The sequence below is a fragment of the Paenibacillus melissococcoides genome, from assembly GCA_944800085.1.
In the GTDB taxonomy this organism is placed as follows: domain Bacteria; phylum Bacillota; class Bacilli; order Paenibacillales; family Paenibacillaceae; genus Paenibacillus_B; species Paenibacillus_B melissococcoides.
Window position 1 is genome coordinate 1,511,062 of the sequence record CALYLO010000001.1, and the last position, 21,356, is coordinate 1,532,417.

At 50.8% G+C, this 21,356-nt stretch carries 18 protein-coding genes, 1 pseudogene and 1 other annotated feature; of the genes and pseudogenes, 11 read left to right on the forward strand and 8 right to left on the reverse strand.

Annotated features, from left to right (window positions below; genetic code table 11):
• Positions 1-149: 149 nt before the first annotated feature.
• The 3 genes from OCY70_RS07065 to OCY70_RS07075 all read left to right on the forward strand — a co-directional run bounded on the left by OCY70_RS07065 (position 150) and on the right by OCY70_RS07075 (position 2,191).
• Positions 150-539: a hypothetical protein gene (locus OCY70_RS07065; RefSeq protein WP_213426917.1), complete on the forward strand. Its 390-nt coding sequence runs from the start codon at positions 150-152 to the stop codon at positions 537-539.
• Positions 540-770: 231 nt separating this feature from the next.
• Entirely contained in the window at positions 771-1,826 is a 1,056-nt protein-coding gene (locus tag OCY70_RS07070; RefSeq protein WP_249724649.1) for a TraB/GumN family protein, read from the forward strand.
• A 191-nt stretch (positions 1,827-2,017) separates the two neighbouring features.
• Positions 2,018-2,191, forward strand: a complete 174-nt coding sequence (locus OCY70_RS07075) for a hypothetical protein (protein WP_213426916.1) — start codon at positions 2,018-2,020, stop codon at positions 2,189-2,191.
• Between the two features lie 169 nt (positions 2,192-2,360).
• Here OCY70_RS07075 and OCY70_RS07080 read toward each other — a convergent pair whose 3' ends face one another.
• The 6 genes from OCY70_RS07080 to OCY70_RS07105 form a co-directional block, all read right to left on the reverse strand.
• Positions 2,361-3,575, reverse strand: coding sequence for a M24 family metallopeptidase (locus OCY70_RS07080; RefSeq protein ID WP_261944681.1), 1,215 nt, complete (start codon positions 3,573-3,575; stop codon positions 2,361-2,363).
• Between the two features lie 23 nt (positions 3,576-3,598).
• The gene (locus OCY70_RS07085) at positions 3,599-4,354 is read right to left on the reverse strand and encodes an amino acid ABC transporter ATP-binding protein (RefSeq protein ID WP_213426914.1); all 756 of its coding nucleotides are present in this window, start codon (positions 4,352-4,354) and stop codon (positions 3,599-3,601) included.
• Between the two features lie 15 nt (positions 4,355-4,369).
• On the reverse strand, positions 4,370-5,014 hold the full coding sequence (locus OCY70_RS07090) for an amino acid ABC transporter permease (RefSeq protein WP_213426913.1): 645 nt from the start codon (positions 5,012-5,014) through the stop codon (positions 4,370-4,372).
• Positions 5,015-5,041: 27 nt separating this feature from the next.
• Complete coding sequence (locus tag OCY70_RS07095; protein WP_213426912.1) at positions 5,042-5,857, reverse strand: transporter substrate-binding domain-containing protein; 816 nt, start codon at positions 5,855-5,857, stop codon at positions 5,042-5,044.
• Positions 5,858-5,899: 42 nt separating this feature from the next.
• On the reverse strand, positions 5,900-6,481 hold the full coding sequence (locus tag OCY70_RS07100) for a TetR/AcrR family transcriptional regulator (RefSeq protein WP_213426961.1): 582 nt from the start codon (positions 6,479-6,481) through the stop codon (positions 5,900-5,902).
• Between the two features lie 455 nt (positions 6,482-6,936).
• Positions 6,937-7,458 carry a helix-turn-helix transcriptional regulator gene (locus tag OCY70_RS07105; RefSeq protein ID WP_213426911.1) on the reverse strand — a complete coding sequence of 174 codons (522 nt, stop codon included), beginning with the start codon at positions 7,456-7,458 and terminating at the stop codon, positions 6,937-6,939.
• Positions 7,459-7,649: 191 nt separating this feature from the next.
• Here OCY70_RS07105 and OCY70_RS36015 point away from each other — a divergent pair, with 191 nt between their 5' ends.
• The 5 genes from OCY70_RS36015 to nrdF all read left to right on the forward strand — a co-directional run bounded on the left by OCY70_RS36015 (position 7,650) and on the right by nrdF (position 14,224).
• The gene (locus OCY70_RS36015; protein WP_373871423.1) at positions 7,650-7,850 is read left to right on the forward strand and encodes a hypothetical protein; all 201 of its coding nucleotides are present in this window, start codon (positions 7,650-7,652) and stop codon (positions 7,848-7,850) included.
• Positions 7,851-9,010: 1,160 nt separating this feature from the next.
• Positions 9,011-9,475, forward strand: a complete 465-nt coding sequence (locus OCY70_RS07115; protein ID WP_213426910.1) for a hypothetical protein — start codon at positions 9,011-9,013, stop codon at positions 9,473-9,475.
• A 1,246-nt stretch (positions 9,476-10,721) separates the two neighbouring features.
• Positions 10,722-11,093 (forward strand): class Ib ribonucleoside-diphosphate reductase assembly flavoprotein NrdI, encoded by a 372-nt coding sequence (nrdI, locus tag OCY70_RS07120; RefSeq protein ID WP_213426909.1) that lies wholly within the window; start codon positions 10,722-10,724, stop codon positions 11,091-11,093.
• A 10-nt stretch (positions 11,094-11,103) separates the two neighbouring features.
• Positions 11,104-13,158, forward strand: coding sequence for a class 1b ribonucleoside-diphosphate reductase subunit alpha (gene nrdE / locus OCY70_RS07125; RefSeq protein WP_249724655.1), 2,055 nt, complete (start codon positions 11,104-11,106; stop codon positions 13,156-13,158).
• 70 nt (positions 13,159-13,228) lie between these two features.
• Positions 13,229-14,224 carry a class 1b ribonucleoside-diphosphate reductase subunit beta gene (nrdF, locus tag OCY70_RS07130; RefSeq protein WP_213426907.1) on the forward strand — a complete coding sequence of 332 codons (996 nt, stop codon included), beginning with the start codon at positions 13,229-13,231 and terminating at the stop codon, positions 14,222-14,224.
• A gap of 901 nt (positions 14,225-15,125) precedes the next feature.
• Here the strand turns inward: nrdF and brnQ are convergent.
• The gene (gene brnQ, locus OCY70_RS07135; protein ID WP_213426906.1) at positions 15,126-16,487 is read right to left on the reverse strand and encodes a branched-chain amino acid transport system II carrier protein; all 1,362 of its coding nucleotides are present in this window, start codon (positions 16,485-16,487) and stop codon (positions 15,126-15,128) included.
• 62 nt (positions 16,488-16,549) lie between these two features.
• Positions 16,550-16,806: a binding site (T-box leader), on the reverse strand.
• A 494-nt stretch (positions 16,807-17,300) separates the two neighbouring features.
• Between brnQ and OCY70_RS07140 the strand changes: the two genes are divergently transcribed.
• Both OCY70_RS07140 and OCY70_RS07145 read left to right on the forward strand, forming a co-directional pair.
• Positions 17,301-18,464, forward strand: a complete 1,164-nt coding sequence (locus OCY70_RS07140) for a pyridoxal phosphate-dependent decarboxylase family protein (protein ID WP_249724646.1) — start codon at positions 17,301-17,303, stop codon at positions 18,462-18,464.
• A gap of 244 nt (positions 18,465-18,708) precedes the next feature.
• Positions 18,709-19,515: pseudogene (locus OCY70_RS07145) on the forward strand (MFS transporter); the annotation flags it as partial.
• A 36-nt stretch (positions 19,516-19,551) separates the two neighbouring features.
• Here the strand turns inward: OCY70_RS07145 and OCY70_RS07150 are convergent.
• Entirely contained in the window at positions 19,552-19,977 is a 426-nt protein-coding gene (locus OCY70_RS07150; protein WP_213426905.1) for a DDE-type integrase/transposase/recombinase, read from the reverse strand.
• Positions 19,978-20,955: 978 nt separating this feature from the next.
• On the opposite strand from OCY70_RS07150, the gene OCY70_RS07155 reads away from it, so the two are divergent.
• Positions 20,956-21,354, forward strand: a complete 399-nt coding sequence (locus tag OCY70_RS07155; RefSeq protein ID WP_213426904.1) for a hypothetical protein — start codon at positions 20,956-20,958, stop codon at positions 21,352-21,354.
• The last annotated feature ends 2 nt before the right edge of the window (positions 21,355-21,356 follow it).

Consider the following 21,356-nt stretch of genomic DNA (forward strand, 5'->3'; position numbering starts at 1 on the left):
ATGGCCGGAGCTGTGAAATAAAATTTGTTCTACCAAATGTCACAAAAATTAGGAAAAGAAGGTTTACATTATATTATATCTTTGTTATATTTAAGGGGCGAAACTACCATATATTACATCTAGTACAAATATTTAAGGAGTGATGTGAAATGAAGAAGCTTCTGCTCTCACTGTCCGCGTTAGCGATCCTGGCTACCGCTTCGCCGGCCTATGCGTCTCAGAACCCTGTTCCTAGCGCCTCTGCCGGTCCCGTCGTTCAACAAGGCCAGCAAATCATCAAGTATTACGCGCTGCGGCCGAATGAACTCAGCCCATGGGAAGGAATCTACTTGAAGAAGGGACAGCAGCTTACCATTTATGCGCAAGGAAGCTACGCCTATTATTCGGTGTATAATTCAAACTATCATCTCGGCACTTTTTACAATAGCAATGTAGGCAGAATTTTTACGGCGACGGAAGACGGTTATCTGTATGTTCAATTTGCCGCTCCATCTTCGTATACGATGAATCACTTCACGGTTACATACAAAATCAACTGATTGGCGGCAGCAGGCGGCCTGGTAATAGATAGCCGCATGGAGCCTGCCAGCAAGCACCAACAAGGAGAGTCAGGGGCGACCTGACTCTCCTTATGTTGTTCGGCCCCTGGGTCCGTCATCGCCCCTGAACGCGATTCCCGACTCGACTTCAGCCAAATGGATGCGCTCGAATTAAAGAAAACAGGGAAGGTCGCCATTCCGTCCGGAGCAAAGGAAATTACGAGAAAAACGGTGATTGATGCCGTGTACGGCGTGTTGGCCCAGTACGAATGGCCGGAGTCGCTAGAACTCGATATGTCCGATGCGGTGGCGTTTTTGCAGAAGAACGGCATTGTCTATGGAACAGGCAAAGGGCTGGAGCTGGATAAGCCAAGCACCGTGGAGCAAGCGTCTGTCATGGCAAGCCGTCTGGTCCAATTCAGTTATGATGCGGTTGGAGGCGGCGCGAAGGGACTTCGCTGGAAAGCCACGAAGGGGCAAAATACGCTCTATCTTCTAGGGTCGATTCACCTGGGCATTCCTGACATGTATCCGATGCAAAAATCAATCAGAGACGCGTTTGAACGGTCGGACACGCTGTGGGTTGAAGTGAATTTGCTCGACAGAGGAGCCTCGATGCAGTATTTCACCCAACTCAAGACGTACAACGACGGCACCCAATTGAAGGATCATGTGTCGCAGCAAACCTATGAGAAGCTGCAAAAGGTGCTGGAGCAGCTGAACATGGCGAAAGATATCTTCGATCCGTTCAAGCCTTGGGCCATCACGACCAATCTCTCCATGGCCAATATGGCAGGTGAATCTGCAGATATGGCTCAGGGGGCAGCCCTCGGTGTCGATATGTACTTCACCAACTCGGCCCTGTTGACAGGCAAGCCGATCCATGAGCTGGAAGGACTCAAGTTCCAGGCGGATCTCTTCAATAATGTGCCGCCTGCGGTGCAGGAGAAAGAATTGAACGAGGCGTTGGATCAAATCCTGGCGCCGGCAGACAAGCCGAATGATGCAAGGGAGCAGTTGAAGCAGTGGCAGGTGCTGTGGGCCAAGGCCGACCTTGAAAAATTCTCGGAGTCCTTCACGGAATCGGAGGAATTGGTGAAGAGCGATTCGGCGCAGCGCTTGTTCGGGGAACGGGACAAAAATATGGCCAAGAAGCTGATGGCGCTGCTGGATAAAGAAGGGGCGTCCACGCACTTTGTCGTCGTCGGAGCCGGTCACTTCGTTATCAAAGATATGATTATCGATCAGCTAAAAGCGAACGGCTATCAAGTGGAATTCGTGAAATAGAATACAGCAACGGCAAAGGCTAACCCGTACGTAATTCCGAAGGCGGCGGGTTAGTCTTTTTGTTTGTAGTGGCATCAGCCGTTGTTCATCCAGCCCTCTAGAAAGAAGGGTATCCTATAGGCATTGCAAAAGAATAGGGACGACAGGTCATCAGAGAAGGCGGGGCGGGAAAAACGGCGTCGGGGAAAGCGGTGGAAGATGGATGGGAACAGAGAAATCCTGCGCCAATGCAGGAAGTTACGCTATTTGCTCAGCTCTTTGATGAAATTCCTGCAAAAGTACATCAATTCCGCCGGTTTTTACTTTCCATTCATTGGTATGGCGGAAATTCATGCCGTTTTGCAGGAATTGCGGTACCGGAGTAAACATCATAAAGGAAAACTGCATGTTCGCAGCTTGTTTAGCAAGCTGAGCTGTCAGAAGGTGGGGCGGAGCTGTCTCGCTGCAGCTAACAAACTAGCTTATGGGCTGCTTATGAAGACTGCTTATGGGACCAACCCCTTGTTCAACATAATAGGAGCAGCAGCGGGGGAGCTACAGCGAGATGAGATCCCGGGACAGCTTGTTCAATCGCTCACCGCCGGTGTCCGTAACCAGCACCATATCCTCGATCATGATGGAGCCAATGCCGTAGCCGTAGTACGGCGTCTCCAGGCAGATGACCATGCCCGGAACGAAGACGGCTTCCTCTGCCGGGCTCAGGAACGGGGCCTCCTCGGCCGCCAGGCTCAGGCCTGCGCTGTGGCCCAGATGGCCCCGGTTGTAATTCGGCAGGCCGGAGCGGCGGATGACCTGCATCGCCTCGTCAAATGCGCGGCTCATCGGCAGACCCGGCCCGATCAGCTCCAGCAGCCGGTCATGTCCGGCCCGCAGCGCGCCGTAGATGCGCTTCACCGTATCCGAAGGCGAGCCGAGCACGAAGGTGCGGGCCATGTCCGAACCGTAGCCGGCCACATCGACGCCGACGTCGAATTTGATCACGTCGCCGGGCTCTGCCGGACGCGTGTCGAATAGATGCGCGGGTGCGAACTTCGCCCCGACGGAAATCATATGGAAGCGGGAAGGCGCTCCATCCGCACGGGTCAGCAAGGCAAGCCGGAACGCGTCGGCAATGTCGGCCGCCGAGCTGCCGGCCCGGATTCCCTTTATCGCTTCGGCGATGCCGATTTCGGCGTAAGCGCAGCTTTGGCGAAGCTGCTCGACTTCCCAAGGCGTCTTGCGCGCACGCAGCTCGGTCAGCAGCCCGCCGGCCTCCGTCAGCTCCAGCGCAGGCACAGCTTGGCGCAGCGCATTCACGGCAGCATATCGCATCGCGCTCAGCTCGACAGCCACCTTGCCGCCGCGAATCCCGTATTCCGCCAGCACCTCCCGGAGCAGTCCGAACATTTCCTCGACTTGATGGTTGACGGGCCGCCGTCCTTCGTACCGATCGCCGCGCAGTCCGAGCGGATCGTCGACGTCAACCCAGGTCGGGTACGTTCGCAGCTCGCATTGGGGCAGATCGTCCGGTACGCCCGCGGCCTCGAACTCATTCATGATAATTACCGTGCGGCGGGACGGATCGCGGAATATCACCGCCAGCGCGACTTCATTCATGCGCAACGTATACATGAACGTGCTCGGATGACCGGACAAGTAGTAGAAATTTTCGCAGCTCGATGCCACGATCGCTTCTACGTTCTCCCGCTCCATTATCGCCCGCGCCCGTTCCGTGACATCTTGCAAATGCTCTGCTTTGCCGTAAACCACATTGTCAACTCCTTCGAAGCCGCTCATGCTTCCGGCTCACTGCCAAGCTGCCGCAAAAACTTGCGGGCCCGCTCCGTCTCCGGCTGTGTAAAAAATTGCTCTGGCGAGCCTTCCTCCTGGATTTTCCCGTCGCTCATAAAAATAACCCGATTCGCCACTTCCCGCGCGAATCTCATCTCGTGGGTGACGACGATCATCGTCATCCCTTCCGTGGCAAGCTGCTTCATCACCGCCAGCACCTCTCCCGTCAACTCGGGATCGAGCGCCGAGGTCGGCTCGTCGAACAGCATGATCTGCGGCTGCATGGCAAGAGCGCGGGCAATGGCTACCCGCTGCTGCTGGCCGCCGGACAGCCGGGAAGGATGTTCATTTTTTTTGCTTAACAATCCGACCTTGGCAAGCAGCGACTCGCCAATTTCGACCGCCTGCGCCTGGTTCATTTTTTTCACGATCATAGGGGCCATCTTGACGTTCTCCAGGACGGTCATATGGGGGAACAAATTGAACGATTGGAACACCATCCCGGTTAACGTGCGAATATGCCGCACCGCTTCCTTCTTGGCGGCTTCGCTCATGGAAGCGCTCCAGTCCGCATCGCCTACCCGGATCGAACCTGTGTCCGGCGCCTCCAGGCCGTTCAAGCAGCGCAGCAGCGTGCTCTTGCCGGAGCCGCTCGGCCCGACGAGGACCACGATTTCTCCGGAATCAATATGCAGGTTGATGTCTTCGAATACGGTCAACTCGCCGAACCGTTTGCCGAGATTGTTTACTTCTATCATGTGCATCACACGTCCTTAATAGGCTTTTGATAACCGCGTCTCGATGCGGTTCAGAATAAAGGAGAAGAACACGCTCATCACCCAATACATGAGCGCGATCGCCACATAAAAAGGCATGGCGACATAATACTGCGCGATAAGCAGTTGAGCGGAACGCAGCAGCTCGGTCACGGTAACGATGGAGACGAGCGACGTCTCCTTCAGCATCCCGATGAACGTGTTGCCGAGCGGCGGGATCGCCACCCGGGCCGCCTGCGGCAGCACGACGCGCCGCATCGTCTGCCAAGGCGTCAGGCCCAGGGACTGAGCGGCTTCCGTCTGCCCCCCGGGCACGGATAGAATCGCGCCGCGGAGCGTCTCGGACAAGTACGCGCCGATGTTGATGCTCAGGGAGATAAAGGCAGCGGCAAGCGGCCCCAGCGTGATTCCGAAATCGGGCAGTCCGTAATAGATAATGAAGATCTGCACCAGGATCGGCGTGCCCCGAATAAGGGAGACGTATCCTTTGGCCAGCGTGCGGACGAGCCGGTTTCCTTTCAAGCGGGCAATGGCCACGACGATCCCGATAATGAGCCCGAAAAACATGGAGACGATCGTAATCAGCAAGGTGTAGTACGCGCCTGTTAAGAGAAATTGAATATTACTAAAGACCAGCTCCATTATCTGTATCCTCCTGGCTCTTGCTCATTAGAAGTTCGGATCGACATCGAACCATTTATGGAAAATTTCCGCGAATGTGCTGTCGGATTTCATCTCGGCGAGCGCTTTATTGATCGCATCGAGCAGCTCCGGATTGTTTTTGCGGATCGCGATCCCGGCAAAATCCTCTTTAATCGGCTCGCCGACCGCTTTCACCTTGAACTGATTTTTCTCGATGAGCGGCTTGATGGCGAACACGTTATTGATCGTCGCGTCGATGCGGCCGACGTCCAGGTCTTTCAGAGAGGTGATGACATCGTTATATGTGGCGATCTCAAACGTGCCGACCTTCGGCATCGCGACGTCGCGCAAATATTTCTCGTCATTTGTTCCCAGCCCGACGCCAATCTTTTTGTCTTTGAAATCTTCGATCTTCTGAATCGTCGTGTTGTCGCTCTTGACGATGACGTTGACGGCGTTCTTCACGTAAGGCGTGGAGAAATCCATCATCTTTTTGCGATCCTCGGTAATCGTCACTTGGCTGACCAGCGCATCGTATTTATTTTGTTGCAGTCCTTCAATCAGTCCGGAAAACTCGCCGGTGATAAATTCCACTTCCACGCCGAGGCGCTTCGCCACTTCTTTGGCGACGTCCGCATCGAAGCCGTCGACCTCGTGCTTGTCGTTCAGGAAGTTATATGGGGCATAGGTGCCCATAAGACCGACTCTGATTTTGCCGGCCTTCTTGATCTGCTCAAGCGCGTTCGCGTTTTGGGCCGGCTTGCTTCCGCATGCGGCGAGACCGACAGACAGAACCGTGAGCAGCAGGGCGGCTTTGACGAATTTTTGCAGTTTGACAGACATGGTGGTAGCCTCCTTATAGGGTCTTCATATCAGTAAAATGGGTTATCCGAGCAACCCCCGGAATTCGAATCTAGCGGTTTCTTCGGCAATTTCCGCTGGGGAATAGGCGGACCTGAAATCGACCTCGTGCATCGGCCCGAACAGCCACTTGGACAGTACGCCCGTAATCAAACAGACGAGAATGCCGGCCCGAAGCGGCAGATCATTCGCAGGAGGAAGCATGCCCAGCTCTACCGCCCGCAGCATGTTGTTTTTGAAAGCCTCCTCGAACGCAACCCACGTTTGCGAGACCGCTTCCCGTACCGGAGGGTCTGCGCCTTGGCCTTTCATCAGCAGGAAAGCCATCAGTTCCCGGTTCCGGCCGGCGAAGGTGAACAGCTCCGTGAGCAGCCGTGCGGACGAACGGACCATATCATCGACCGGGCCTGCGTGCTTGCGGTAGCCTTGCTCAATGACGTTCATCAGTTTCTCTTTTCCGTCTTCGATTAATTGCAGCACGAGCTGTTCCTTGCTTTGAAAATACCAATAGAATGTTCCTTGCGACACTCCTGCGGCTTTGACCACATCGGAAATCTTGGTGCTGTGATATCCCTTGCAGGCAAATAGCTTCAGGGCGGCGCCCATCAATTGATGACGGCGATCCTGATCTTGATTCGGTCCGGCAGGCAGCTCCTATCGCCCCTTTCCACTTAACTGACGAGTCAGTTAATGATAATTCCGATGGGATTACTATATTTTAAAGCGAGGCTTGTGTCAAGCTATATTTTTGAAAGTGGGGGCGGTCTATCATTTTGATGGATCGCAGGGGCGCGGAAGCGAGCTAACTGCCGCTAGAAGCCGCGCTGACACTGAACGGTTGATGCGCTGCAGTACGGCATCGTTCTGACAAGGTCAACGGATGGAACGGATGGACAACGATAGCGCACGAACAACAAAGGCAGTTGCTGCAGGAGGTTTCTCCTTCTACAACTGCTTTTGGTACATTTCCCCGCAAAGGCTGATGCTGCGTGCAGCACAGGGCTTCTTCGGGCGGGAACCGATGCGTCATCCAACGCCGAAGCGGGAGAATAATTGCCAGATCAGTTCTCCGCGCTCGTGACTCCCGTTTTGCTGAAAATGGATTTGATGTGATCCTGCGCGGTATAGAAGGAAATATGAAGCGAATGCGCGAGATCTTTGGTCGACATGCCTCTGATGAGCGCATCGAGGATTTGCTTTTCGCGTTCGCTTAGCCCGTACGCTTCGGCCATCAGGCGCAGCGTGTCCGCCGGCCCGGTCGGCTCGAACGAGACGGCCAGCCGCGGTCCGTCTTCCGGTTCTTGGAGCCGACTTGCGCGAATCGCCAGATAAGGATGCCCGGGAAGATGGACGCAGGATTTGGCCGGAGACATCGCGGGAGGCGATGCCGCGGACAATGGCGACAACGCGCGGAAGCAAGCCGTCCTGACCGGCCGCCGAAGCGTGGCGCCGCCGATGCCTTCCCATTCGCGCAGCCGCGACAACCAGCGGTGCGCGGTTCCGTTGGCCGAGACGGTTATCCAGCACCAGAATGCCTGGATGCCTGGCTCGATCTCGGGCTCTGCCTTCGTCTCCGCAGGCAATGCGAAGCTCGAACGGCGCAGGCGCAGCGCAATGGCCGGGACGAGAGAAGTGCCCGGGAAATTTTTGAATAAAAAGCGATGCTATTTCCTAATCATGATAATTGAACAATGCGAACAATTGTTCTATAATTATACGTACAATTCATTGTTCTAAGTTGATTTACTGATGGAATTACAAGGGAGATCATGATATGGATCAAGCAATCCAAAAACTGTTTTCTGAATTAGAATCCGAAGTTAAGGATTTCCAATATGAAGCTTTGCAGAAGCTTTTAGCAGTAACGGATAAAGAAGTGGATTGGGCTTATGAAGTTTTGGATCAATTATTGGGATGGTTAACCGACCGGGAAAATCACAAAGATCCCGAGCAGCTCAGTTTCTCTCTAATTTAGCGCTCAGTGACCCGGAAAAACGGATCGCTTTCGAAAATGCTCCGTTGAGAAGAATGGTACATTGATTCGGGACGCTATCATTGTAGGCTTAAAGAAAATGTACGATGAATGAAAAGACGAAGAAATTAAGCAAACTGCTTTACAATTGATAGAATCAGAAGATGATATTAAATATCGCAATAAGTATGCGAAAACATGGCCAAATAATCCTTAACCGCACTGAGGTTGATTATAAACTGCCTGTCTGAGAAGACGTGTTCATTTTGGTCTTCAATCAACATTAATAACATCGCTTAATAAAAAGATGCACACGCCTGACTTCGAGCGAGCCGTCCAAATGACGAAAGAAAATAAAGTTATAGACTAGGCAAATAAAGTTGTAGACTGTGAAAATAAAGTATTAGACTGACGCATTTGTTCTGTTTTTTACCTTGATGCCCTTCTTTATTCCAATACCAGGAGGCAATAGCTTATTTCTTCAAAATATGAATCTGGTTCCTTTTAGAGATGTGATTAAAGGAATTAACGGTGCTATAAGGGAAGCTATTCTAAATATTATTATGTTAATACCATTTGGATTTTTACTTCCTATTCGTAAGAAAAAGAAATGTAATTACTATAACTCATTTTTCATTATTATTTTCTTTATCAAAAGAGCTAATGCAATTACTGTATATATGGTCAGCAGGACCAATAAGTAAAAGTTTGATGTTACAGATTTAATAAATAATACTATTGGAGGAATGATTGGCTATTTAATTTTTCTTATTTTTCGTCCACTTATTAATAAGATGATCTAACAAATAAAGTAACAATATTTATAGAATAAACGTGTGATTCAACTAACGGGAAACGTTAGTTCAATGAAACAGCGACAGTCTAGAACTTTATTTTCTCGTCCTTAGCTGTCGCTGTTCCAATATAGACATCCGGTCTAATACTTTATTTTCTGCTGACAACGAGCCTTAGAAGTGATTCTTGAGGCTCGTTGTCTCTTACGGCCAAAGTGGACTTTTTGAGAATCGCTCTCTCTTTTTCTTCTGAAAAACCAATGATAGATTTTGGTTGAATTGCCATGTATTCATAGTAAAATTGCCTTTTAATAGCTTGCATGCTATAATAACAACCTAACATCTACCACATAAAGGGGGAAGAGGAATATGAGGAAATATTTCCGTAACACGTTTTTTGCTTTCTTCGTTGTCGCCTTAGTAGTTACATTCACTACACCACAAACGGGATATGCAGAAACTAGTAAAAACTTCGAGTTCAATGTCGGGTACAGAGATGATGGCGCGTATGCAACGAAAAGTTCTGGTAAAAGGTTCGAGGTTACATTTAAGAAGCCAGTAAAATATTTATCGTTTGCTGCTGTGCTAGACGATTATAGTAAGAAAGAACTCCCACTGAAGCTTTATTTTCGCATAGAAGAAAAACTCGATAACGGAAGAACACATATTTTCAAGGACAAGAAAATTAAATTTAGTTATATTGGAGAAAGAGATTCATCAGAAGGCTACACACAAACAATTGATCCCGGTACTTATTATGTGTATGTTTCACGAAGAGATGGTTCAGTCCATCCAATAGAGGGTAATGGTTACTTCTATTATGATTATGAGTAATAAGTAAGTAATAAAGCAGGGATTCTTTGCCTAACGAAGCAGATCCCATAATGTGAGACAAATAAACACCTTCAAGAGAATGTTCTTATATCGTAAGATATAAAGACAACCTTGGAGGTGTTTTTACATTAGCAACAAGAGTGAGCTATCCAGTAGATGTGAAGATGCAAACGATTCAGATAAGATTGGCAGGCGGCGTTCCAATACAGGTACCGTTGATAAAAAGCTTCATCATGACCAACTGTTGAAAGAAAATAAAGTACCAGACTGAAAAATAAAGTTTTAGACTGAGAAAATATAGTTGTAGACTGTAGGCGCTGTAGGGCGTGACGGTGGTGGACGGACTTACGCAGCAGCTGCTCACATTCCTGGTACTCCGGAATCGATGCGTGCTACCGATCTGCATGCCGATTCCGGTGGACGGATATGCGTAGCCACACCTCTCATTCATTCACTCAGTCTAATACTATATTTTCTGGTTTTCATTTTTTAACGAATCATAATCATGAGACAGTCTAAAACTTATTTCTCGAATGCTGACGATTTTTCATACACAAAAATCGCGGAAAATCAACGATTCCAGTCTAGTACTTTATTTTTTCTGTACACCAAAGGCTCGTTTTTTGTATATAATTAATGCCGTAAACTATCCTTCCGCCGAGGAAAATTCCAACTTTGCGGCCGCCATGGAGATTGAAATCTATGGATTAATTAATCTCGTTAAATAAATCGCAAATACGTCACGGGTGCCCCTATTTCCTGCCGCGAGTATTGGTATTTGGACGGAGAGCGGCTGACTTGTCCCTCACTAACGGCTGCAAGGCGGCCCATTCGCGACAAAATATCCCGCATAATTCCAAAAAAAATGAACACCAATAATGGTCGCAGTTGTGGTACGATAGATATGTTTTTTGTCACAGGCCGACCTATTTCGTTGCTGCCGGCGAGGACAAAATGGGCTTGCCATTTATCTTAAAATTGGTTATTATTCAATAACGGACTATATATAGTATGACTAAATCGATACATACACTATATATTGTAACGGCAAGTGGAGTTCCCTGACTAACCAATATTCTATGTTTCTATCATTCTTCGAAGAGCAAGGAGAAGGAAGCGCCAATATCGGGTGCGGTGCATCGGTACATCGCGTCCATCGGCTTCGGTCTCTTTTCTTTGAGATGTGCTTTTTTTGGTGACTCCAGGCGGCTCTATTTGAAAGATTTCAATGCGACGGAGGGATCACGTGCTTATCGCTTACGACTCGAAGACTGGCAACGTGAAGCGTTTTGTCGAGAAGCTGGATATGGAGTGCGTTCGCATATCCGCGGATACGAAGCTGACTGAATCCTTTATTTTGATCACGTACACGACCGGGTTCGGACAAGTGCCTCAATCTACGATGCAATTCCTCGAGGAGCATGGCCGCTTGCTGCAAGGAGTCGCTTCCAGCGGCAACATGAACTGGGGCGTCCGGTACGGACTGGCGGCCGATCATATTTCTCGATTATTTTCCGTGCCCGTGCTGATGAAGTTCGAGCTCAGCGGCACGAAGAAGGATGTAGAACAATTTACGCGGGAGGTCCATTACTTTGATACCAAAATGGATACAGCTTAACAACGAAATTATGGTCCAGAAGGACGGCAAATTCCAATTTGACAAAGATCGCGAAGCGGCAAAAAGCTATTTCATCGACTATGTTAATCAAAATACAGTATTCTTCCATAATCTTGAGGAAAAGATTCATTATCTGGTAGAGAACGACTACTATGAAAAAGAACTGTTCGATCAATACGAATTCAAGGATGTCAAGCGGCTCTACGAATATTTGTACGCGAAGAAGTTCCGCTTCCCGTCGTTCATGAGCGCGTTCAAGTTCTATAACAACTACGCCATGAAGACCAATGACGACACGAAGTTCCTGGAGCGCTACGAGGACCGCCTGGCCGTCGTCTCTCTGTTCTTGGCGAGCGGGGATATCGACAAGGCTTTCGAGTATGCCGAATTGTTGATTTCTCAAGAGTACCAGCCGGCGACCCCGACCTTCCTCAATGCCGGCAAGAAGCGGAGAGGGGAGCTGGTCAGCTGCTTCCTGCTCGAAGTGGACGATTCGATGAACTCGATCGGATTCTCGATCAACTCGGCGCTGCAGCTGAGCAAGATTGGCGGCGGCGTCAGCCTGAATTTGAGCAAAATACGCGGCGCTGGCGAGCAGATCAAAGGGCTGGACGGAAAAGCAAGCGGCGTCCTGCCGGTCATGAAGCTGTTCGAGGATGCGTTCTCCTACGCGAACCAATTGGGGCAGCGCGACGGCAGCGGCGTCGTCTACTTGAATGTATTCCATTCCGACATTCATGAATTTCTGGATACGAAGAAAATCAACAGCGATGAGAAAATCCGGATGAAGACACTGTCGCTTGGCGTGGTCGCGCCGAATAAATTTTTTGAGCTGGTGGAGCAGGACAAGGATATGTACTTGTTCTATCCGTATACCGTGTACAAGGAATACGGCAAGCATCTGGACGACATGGACATCAGCGAAATGTACGACGAGCTGGTTGACAATCCGAATGTCCGGAAGAAGAAAATTGTCGCGCGCGACCTCATTTTGAAGATTGCGCAGATTCAGATGGAATCGGGCTATCCTTACATTATGTTCGTTGATAACACGAATGAATATCATGCGCTTAAAGAAATCGGACGCGTCAAGTTCTCGAACCTGTGCAGCGAGATAGCGCAGCTTAGCGAAGTGTCCACGATCAACGACTACGGCGTAGAGGATGAGATCCACCGCGATATTTCCTGCAACCTTGGGTCGTTGAACATTGTTAACGTCATGAAGAACAAGCGGATGCGCGGCACGGTGCACCGCGCGATGGATGCGTTGACCGAGGTGAGCGACCGCAGCAATATCAGCATTGTGCCTTCGGTGGCCAAGGCGAACCGCGAGCTCCATTCCGTCGGCTTGGGCGCGATGAACCTGCACGGCTTTTTGGCGAAGAACAAGATCGCCTATGAATCGAAGGAAGCGAGAGACTTCGTTCGCACGTTCTTCATGATGGTGAATTTCTATTCCCTGGAGCGTTCGATGCTGATCGCGCAGGAGCGCGGCGTGACGTTCAAAGATTTCGAGAAAAGCGAATACGCAAACGGCGCGTACTTCGACCGTTATCTCAATACGGACTTCAGTCCAAAGACGGAGCGAGTGAAGCAATTGTTCGAAGGGCATACGATTCCGACCCTCGAAGATTGGGCCCGCTTGAAGGAGCTGGTGATGGAGCATGGCTTGTACCATGCGTACCGTCTGGCGATTGCGCCGACGGGTTCGATTTCGTACCTGCAGTCCTCGACGGCGTCCATCGCGCCGATTACGCAGCGCATCGAAGAGCGCGAATACGGCGATTCGAAGACGATCTATCCGATGCCGTACATTAGCGATGAGAACTACTTCTATTACAAAGAAGCTTACGATATGGATATGTTCAACCTGATCGACCTGGTAGCCGACGTGCAGGTCCACGTGGACCAAGCCATTTCGACGGTCTTGTTCGTGAAGGATGATCTGACGACCCGCGATCTGGCGAAGTACTATATCTACGCGCAGAAGAAGGGGCTCAAGACGCTCTACTATACCCGGACGAAAAAGAAAACGATCGACGAGTGCGTGAGCTGCGTCGTATAAGTTGAATAAGTCGTATCAGTCGGAGCCTTATAAATTGCAGATGTTGCAGATATAGAAGGAGAATTCGTCGATGAAAAATTTTGAAGCAGTGAACTGGAACCGGCCCGAATCGGATTATATGGAAATGCTGTGGACGCAAAATACGTCCCAGTTCTGGCTGGATACCGAGATTCCGATCTCGAAGGACCTGAAGTCGTGGTCCAAAATGACCGAAGACGAGAAGCTCGCCTACATGCATGTGCTTGGCGGCCTCACGCTGCTGGATACGGAGCAGGGGAATGTGGGCATGCCGGTCATCGCCCAGCACGTGGAAGGCAAGCAGAAAAAAGCGATTCTGATCTTCCAGGCTGCGATGGAAGAGATTCACGCGAAGAGCTACAGCACGATTTTCACGACCGTGGCCAGCACGGCCATGATCGACGAGACGTTCGACTGGGTGAAGGAGAACAAGCATTTGCAGAAGAAGACCGCGATCATCGATGGTCTGTACAAAGGCATTCAAGACAATGAGCCGGTCAGCCTGTACAAGGCCATGGTCGCCTCCGTCTTCCTGGAGAGCTTCTTGTTCTACTCCGGTTTCTTCTATCCGCTGTACTTGGCCGGACAAGGCAAAATGGTCGCCAGCGGGGAGATCATCAAGCTGATCATCCGGGACGAGAGCGTTCACGGCGTCTTTGTAGGCTTGCTGGCGCAAGAAATCTACAACAAGCAGAGCGCGGCCATGCAGCAGGAGCTGTCCCGATTTGTGCAAGATCTGCTGATCGAGCTGTATGAGAACGAGCTGGAGTATACGGAGCATCTGTATGATGCGATTGGACTTACGCATGAAGTGAAGAAGTATATTCGCTATAACGCCAACAAAGCGCTCATGAACCTGGGCTTTGAGCCGCATTTCCCGGAAGAGGAAGTCAATCCGGTCGTGCTGAACGGCATTCGCACCGAGACGAGCACGCATGATTTCTTCTCGACGAAGGGCAGCGGTTATCAGAAGGGGAAAGTGGAGCCTTTGCAGGACAAAGACTTTGCGATGCTGAACGATCGCGTGAATCAGTCGGAGATTTTCTAACGAACAAAAGTGGTTGTGGCACCCTTCAGTACGAGGGCGGACGAAACGGGGAGCGGACGAAGCCGCCGGCTAATCCGCTGCCTGCTGAGGGTGCTTTTTTATGCCGCGCCGCGGGCAGTCGCCTGTGTACCGCGATGACTGCTCCCGTGCGTCCTGCAATGTGTTGCTGTACCGTTTATTGTACAGCGTTCGTGCTGCACACTCATGCACCCTGCTCAGCTCTGCGTCGCTGCGGTTTCAAGTTGCTCAATCCGGTTTGCTAGCTTGGAACAGCGACATAGCTCCCAAAAAATGCTGCAAATCTGCAGTATTCTCATGATCATGTCTGCAGCTAAGAGGGAATCCTGCAAGAGTGCAGCAATTTCAGGTCGAACGCTTAAAAAGAGGAGAAGATCCGCGAAAATGATGCCGATTTGCAGCAATTCCATTGCGTTGAAGCTCAAATCGCGAAAAATGATGTAGAAACGCAGGAATTTACTTTTCCACCTCCCGCCATACCACCATTCGCAATCAACAAGTCAAATAGGGAACCCACCGCACGCCAAAATCCAAATTGGAACAGCGGGCAAAGCGCCAAAAAAATGCTGCAAATCTGCAGTATTCTCGTAATCACGTCCGCGCCTTAGAGGGAGTCCTGCAAAAGTGCAGCAATTTCAGACCTATCACTTAAAAAGAAGAGAAAATCCGCGAAAATGATGCCGATTTGCAGCAATTCCATTGCGTTGAAGCTCAAATCGCGAAAAATGATGTAGAAACGCAGGAATTTACTTTTCCAGCCTCCCGCGAAGCCAACACTCGTCATCAACTAGTCAAAAAGGGAATCCCCACGCCCGCATAATCCAAAAAAAGCCGGCATGACGCCAGCTTTATCAGAAGGTGCTGTATTTTGGTTTACTGCAGCTTACTCTTTGTATTGCGAAGCCGGGGCAGCGGCGCGTCCGCGATTCCATATCGCTCCGATGGCCCATCCAATAAGCCAGCCGATTATCCCGCCTGCTATCGCTGGAATGACCCAGCCGATTCCCTGCTTATACAAAGGAAGGTGCTTGAGCAACTCCGTAACCTGTTCTACCGGGACTTTGGCCTCCTTCAGTCCGTCAAATAAGCTGATGAGCACGGTGCCGATGAGCGCTCCGGCATAGACGGACGTGCGCCCGCCGAACAAGCTGTGGCCCAAGGACATCAACAGCAGCACAATCGCTACCGGGTAGATGACCAGCAGCACCGGAACAGATACCGACAAAATAGTATTTAATCCCAGATTGGCTACCAACAAGCCCACTAGGCAGGTCAAAAATGCGACTTGATTATAACTGAGCCGGCTGAATAAAGTGGAAAAATACTGGCTGCAAGCCGATACGAGCCCGATGCAGGTCGTCAGGCAGGCGAGCGTTACAATGACGGCCAACAACAGTAATCCGGACTGTCCAAATAGTTTTTGGACGATTTGCGTTAACAGTTGTCCTCCGTTTTGCGCATAGCCGAACTCGGTTACACTCGTCACTCCGAGCCATCCCAGCGCCGCATAGACGAGCGACAAGCCCAAGCCCGCGATGAGGCCTGCTTGAATCGCGGATTTCGTTATCGCGCGTTTGTCCTGAACTCCTTGATCGCGAATCGAGTTAATGACGATGATGCCGAACGCGAGCGCGGCGATCGTATCGAGCGTCAGATAGCCTTCCATAAATCCTTTGACGCCGGGCGAAGCCGCATATTCCTTGATCGCAGGCTGCGCTTCTCCAAGCGGGCTCATCATCGCGGAGACGAAGAGCGCCGCGATGGAGAGGAGCAGCAAGGGCGTAAGAATCTTCCCGACACGATCCACCAATTTGGATGGATTCAAGCAGAGCCAATAGACGAGAACAAAGAACGCGAGCGTATAAGCCAGCAACACCCAACCGTCTGCTTGGAGCGGATCGGGCAAAAAGGGACGAATTCCCATCTCGAAGGACACATTCGCTACGCGCGGAATTCCCATAAAAGGCCCGATCGACAAGTAGGCGATAATGGCAAACAGGATGCCGAACTTCGGATGCACCCGTCCCGCGAGATGCTGCACGTCACGTCCTGTCATGGCAATCGCGATGACGGCGAGCAGCGGCAAGCCAACGCCGGTTACAATGAAGCCCAGGATGGCGACGGCGAAGTTGTCTCCAGCCTGCTGCCCCAAAATCGGCGGAAAGATTAAGTTCCCCGCGCCAAAAAATAACGAAAAAAGCATGAGTCCCACGAAAAATACGTGGCTTTTCGATAGTGATTTCATCTTTTCTTCCTCCTAGATATCTTGACGCATTTGTACCCAAACGCAAAAAATCCGCCCCTCCTTACAGGGACGGATTGTGATCCGCGTTACCACCCATTTTCACGGCGAAGGCTCTTATCGTTCCCGCACCATGCAGCTCAACACGTATTGATATATCATACGAATTCCGGATAACGGTGGAAGTCCGTCGCAGCTTACTCGGGTTCAGCCGCGCTTCTCGGAGATGACCTTCAGTTATGAGCCGAACGTTGGCTTGCAGCATACACCAACTCTCTGGGGATCGGGATTCATAGCTTACTCTTCTCGTCCATGAAATTTACGCCAAGTGATTTGTTATCTATTTTCACATATTACCATGGAGTTTGTCTACGCACAATATTTCACAAAATATTCCTGGCAGGCTCATCCCTATTATCCCCCCCTGCTGTATGAAACTGTCAAAGCGAGAAGAGAAGTTGCCGCTCCTCACTCTAAAGTTTCGAAATATTGCGGTTATATTCGAAAATGCGTCCATGCGGATGACTGCGGGTGTATACTCGGAAGCAGCACAGGAATTCAAAATTACGACACAAAGGGGAACCGTTTTTGGCATGACGACGAAAAAATTCAATCTGGATTTGGATAGGGAAGAACGAATGAGCATCGGAGACTATCTGCTGGAACAAATCAATGACTATATGGGGAGCATCCGCGGAGTCCGAGTCTCGCCTGAGCTTGATGTGGATGCGATCGTTGAGTTTGCGCGGAAATTATCGTTTGAGCATCCTGTCAGCGCACAGGAGGCGATTGATCATATTGTGGAGGCCCAACTACATGGGAATTATGGCGGACACGGTTACCGCGGCGTTCAATCCGCAGCTTGCGGCGTGGAGCCATGCGCCCATAGCGGTCGAAATCGAGTATTACGTCCTGAAAGAAATCGCCGCCAAATTCGGTTATTCCGCCGAGACGGCAGACGGGACCTTCACGACGGGGGGAGCGGAGGCCAATCTGACGGCCGTCCTGACCGCATTGATCCATCATTTTCCGTCCTATGGCAAGGAGGGGCTAAGGACGCTCAAGGCGCAGCCCGTGATGTACGCATCTGCGGAGAGCCACCATTCCCTGGTGAAGGCTGCGCGTTCTTGCGGTCTCGGAACCGATTCGCTCCGCATCATTCCGGCGGACTCGCAATTACGCATGAATGTCCATGCGCTTCAGCGGCAGATCGCGGCGGATCGCGCCGCCGGATATGCTCCGTGTCTCCTCATCGGGACGGGGGGCACGACCGGAGCCGGAGCGATTGATCCGATTGGCGCGCTTGCGGATGTGGCTGAGGATGAAGGACTGTGGCTGCATGTGGACGCGGCATATGGCGGAGCCTGCGTGTTTGCGCCAGAGCTGATGGAGCAGCTTCGTGACATTCGGCGGGCCGACTCGATTACCTTCGACGCGCATAAATGGATGTCTGTTCCGATGGGAGCGGGAATGTATTTGACGCGTCATCGCGATGTTCTGCATCGAGCGTTCAGCATCACGGCCGATTATATGCCGAAGGAAGGGGCTGGCCTGGACCGAGTTGATCCGTTCACCCATTCGATTCAATGGTCACGAAGATTTATCGGTTTGAAATTGTATTTATCGCTGGCGACGGCGGGCTGGGAAGGCTACCGCAGGGTGGTGCGGCACCAGGCCGGGATGGGGGATCGCTTGCGTCAGGAGCTGACGCGCTCGAATTGGACGGTCGTCAATGATACCGCGCTGCCCGTCGTATGCTTTACGGATATCCGTGTCCCGGCAGAGGATCGATCGAAGTTCGTATCGTTCATCTGTCAAGAGGTATTGCGTTCCGGGCAAGCCTGGATATCCGTCTACGAGATGAACCGGGAACCGGCGCTGCGGGCTTGCATCACGAACTATGAGACGACAGAGGAAGATATTATCGCGCTGGTGGGGCTGCTCAATAGCGCGAGGGCACAGATGATGAACGAAAAATAAAGATAATAAAAAGTAATACCAGGAATCGACTTGTACGGCCGCTGCCGCAGAGTCGATTCTTTTTTGATCCTGGCCGGGGGGGAGGACGGGAGCCGCGCGGAAAATCCGTTTTGAAGCAGACATAATCCGTTCATCGGTGGCTGGCGTCCGATTTCTCGTCTAGCATGAAAGGGAGCGTGTGCCATGTAAAGCAGCGAAGGAAGCATGACGGTGCATAGAAAGATGGGAAAGGAACGATGTAAAGATGACTCGAGTTCGATTCAGTATATTTTTTTGCGTGTTCGTGGCGATGGTCGGGTTGATGATTATCGCCCCCGTGATGCCCCCGCTGATCCGTGAGTTGGGGCTGAGCGAGACGCATTCGGGCCTGATTATTTCGCTTGGATCGGTCGCCATGGCGGTGATGGCGCCGGAGTGGGGGAGATGGAGCGATGTGCGGGGCAGGAAGCCGGTCATCTTGCTGGGCTTCCTCGGCATGTTCATCAGCTACGTGCTGTTCACGGCGACGATGTACGCCGGCTTGTCCGGGCTGATCAGCGGCGGGCTGCTGGTCGCGCTGCTCATCGTGGCGCGCGGCCTGGTCGGCCTGTTCATTCCGGCCGTTCCCTCCGCCGCGCAGGCGTATATGGCGGACATCACGGATGAGCAGGGCCGCTCGGCAGGAATGGCTCTGATCGGCGCCGCCAATGGCATGGGCCTCGTGCTTGGCCCGGCGATTGCCGGGGCGTTCGCGCTTATCGGCCTGATCTGGCCGCTGTATATTGGCGCGCTGCTGCCGCTTATCGCGATTGTCGTCGCCCTGATGCTGATTCCGGCGCACAAGGCGAAGGTTCAGGCCAAGCCTCCGAAGGTGAACCCGTTCCAACGCGGTCTTCGCCTGTACTTATTGGCCGGACTGGCGACAATGCTCAGCATCGTCACCTTGCAAGTGGTCGGCGGCTTCTATTTTCAGGATCAGTTGTCGATGACGACGCAGGAGACCGCGCGGATGTTGTCCATGGGCTTGATGGTGAGCGGGGTGGCGATGATTGTTACGATTCATCTGAAGTTGATTGTATGATACGAAGTATATTGAAAACCTCTGTCACTATGGAGAAGTGGAGTCACTCCCGGGTTCACTCCTGTAAGCCTTCTTCACTGTATCCATGACGAGTTTATTATTGTTGGAGTGGCTTAACACCCATGAAACTATGGAGTTATCGTATACATCAACAATAGCGCTCAGATAGGCTTTACGACCGTTCCCGTACTTCAATTCTGTGACGTCCGTACACCACTTCGAATTAGGAGAATCCGCTTGAAACTCACGGCTCATCACATTTTCAGCCACATGTATTTCGGAAGCTTTCACGTCGTTTGGCCGTTTCTTACGAATCACAGCCTTCAATCCAAGAGCACGCATGATTCGATAATAACGCTTTTTGTTGTAATTCTTTTTAAGTTTTCGATTCAATTGTGTACGGATCTGACGATAGCCAAGTCCCCCCTTCCGCTTGTCATGGCGAAGTTTCACTTCCTTGGCCAGCGAAAGAATTTCAAGTTCTCTGGTGGATGGTTTCCATCTCAGCCATTTATAATAGGCAGACCTGGCGACTCCGGCGAGCTTACACAGCTTCGTAATAGCATAGCCTTTCTCAAAGTTCAGTTCTTGAATAGCTTGATATAAGTCTGCATGTCGAACTAAGGTTAGCGTGTATTTCGCCGCCTGATCTCTGCCAACTTTTTTGCGAGGGCGTTCTCCATTTCTAAATACTCATTTCGTGCTTCCAGTTCTTTGATCCGAAGCTTAAATCGTTCATGATCATCTAACTTTTCCACAGGCTTATTACGACCGCGATGGTCCTTGAGGGCTTAAGTCATTCGCGATCGTATATTGCGCGATTTCAATACGTTCTTCAAAAGTGGTTTTACGTCCTTTGTTCATTTGGGATTGTCCTTTTCCTTTACGAGTAGGTTTCATTTCTATCCCATTAGTATAGTTGGAAATCCATCTCGTCAAAACACTAATGCTCGAAATATGATACTTCTTTGTCGCCTCTCGTATGGAATGATTACTGGATAGTACATCCTTGATTGCAGCCCGTTTCAGTTCCTCTGAGTAGACTTTACATCCTCTGGATTCTTTTAATCCTTCATAACCGTCCGCTTTATACTCCCTTATCCAATCTGTAACCGTGTGCCTGTCTACCCCCAGCTGTTTCGGCTCATAACTTGGGTTTGTTTCATTCTGAAGGCATCGCTTTACGACACGTAACTTTACCTCTAAAGAAATTGGACTCCTTTTGGACATCATAAAAACTCCCATCATTGTAGAAGTAGAAGTTTTTGTTTTTTCTACTGTCTACGATGATGGGAGCATATCAAGCCTTGGGCGGACGGGAGCTTTCTTTTTTATGCGGGTGGTCCCGCAGCGCGAAGCAGGAATATCCGGTCATCATGCAGGAAATAATTGAATTGAAAATTATAAAAATCTGGAAAAAGGGGTCGCTGCATGAATTGGTCTGCATGGTCGATAGATCGAGTTCTCATTTTGTTTGTCAGTCTGGCGTTTCTCTTGATGAGCGTCCAGGTGACCATGTTTCATTATCGCCAAAATTTTCACCACAAAGCGATGTGGGTGCCCGTTTTTCTCTCTCCCCTCTTTTTCATTGCCGGGATCGTGTTAACCTGGTATAACCAGGCCTGGCTTGCCGTTCTGTTCCAGGTGCTGATGTGGCTCGGCTTGATATCCGGACTGATCGGCTTTTATTTTCATTTTCGGGGAGTCGGGGTTCGGGTCGGGGGATGGGCCTTGCGCAACTTTTTGATTGGTCCGCCCGTCATTCTGCCCCTGATGTTCTCCGCGTTAAGCACGCTCGGATTGATTGCGATGTATTGGAAGGTGGGGTGAGC

Coding starts and splice junctions, on each gene's coding strand:
- OCY70_RS07065 (WP_213426917.1), top strand. CDS start 150: ATGAAGAAGCTTCTGCTCTCACTGTCCGCGTTAGCGATCCTGGCTACC.
- OCY70_RS07155 (WP_213426904.1), top strand. CDS start 20,956: ATGAATTGGTCTGCATGGTCGATAGATCGAGTTCTCATTTTGTTTGTC.
- OCY70_RS07140 (WP_249724646.1), top strand. CDS start 17,301: ATGGGAATTATGGCGGACACGGTTACCGCGGCGTTCAATCCGCAGCTT.
- OCY70_RS07100 (WP_213426961.1), bottom strand. CDS start 6,481: ATGGGCGCCGCCCTGAAGCTATTTGCCTGCAAGGGATATCACAGCACC.
- nrdF (WP_213426907.1), top strand. CDS start 13,229: ATGAAAAATTTTGAAGCAGTGAACTGGAACCGGCCCGAATCGGATTAT.
- OCY70_RS07090 (WP_213426913.1), bottom strand. CDS start 5,014: ATGGAGCTGGTCTTTAGTAATATTCAATTTCTCTTAACAGGCGCGTAC.
- OCY70_RS36015 (WP_373871423.1), top strand. CDS start 7,650: ATGGATCAAGCAATCCAAAAACTGTTTTCTGAATTAGAATCCGAAGTT.
- OCY70_RS07085 (WP_213426914.1), bottom strand. CDS start 4,354: ATGATAGAAGTAAACAATCTCGGCAAACGGTTCGGCGAGTTGACCGTA.
- nrdE (WP_249724655.1), top strand. CDS start 11,104: ATGGTCCAGAAGGACGGCAAATTCCAATTTGACAAAGATCGCGAAGCG.
- OCY70_RS07095 (WP_213426912.1), bottom strand. CDS start 5,857: ATGTCTGTCAAACTGCAAAAATTCGTCAAAGCCGCCCTGCTGCTCACG.
- OCY70_RS07115 (WP_213426910.1), top strand. CDS start 9,011: ATGAGGAAATATTTCCGTAACACGTTTTTTGCTTTCTTCGTTGTCGCC.
- brnQ (WP_213426906.1), bottom strand. CDS start 16,487: ATGAAATCACTATCGAAAAGCCACGTATTTTTCGTGGGACTCATGCTT.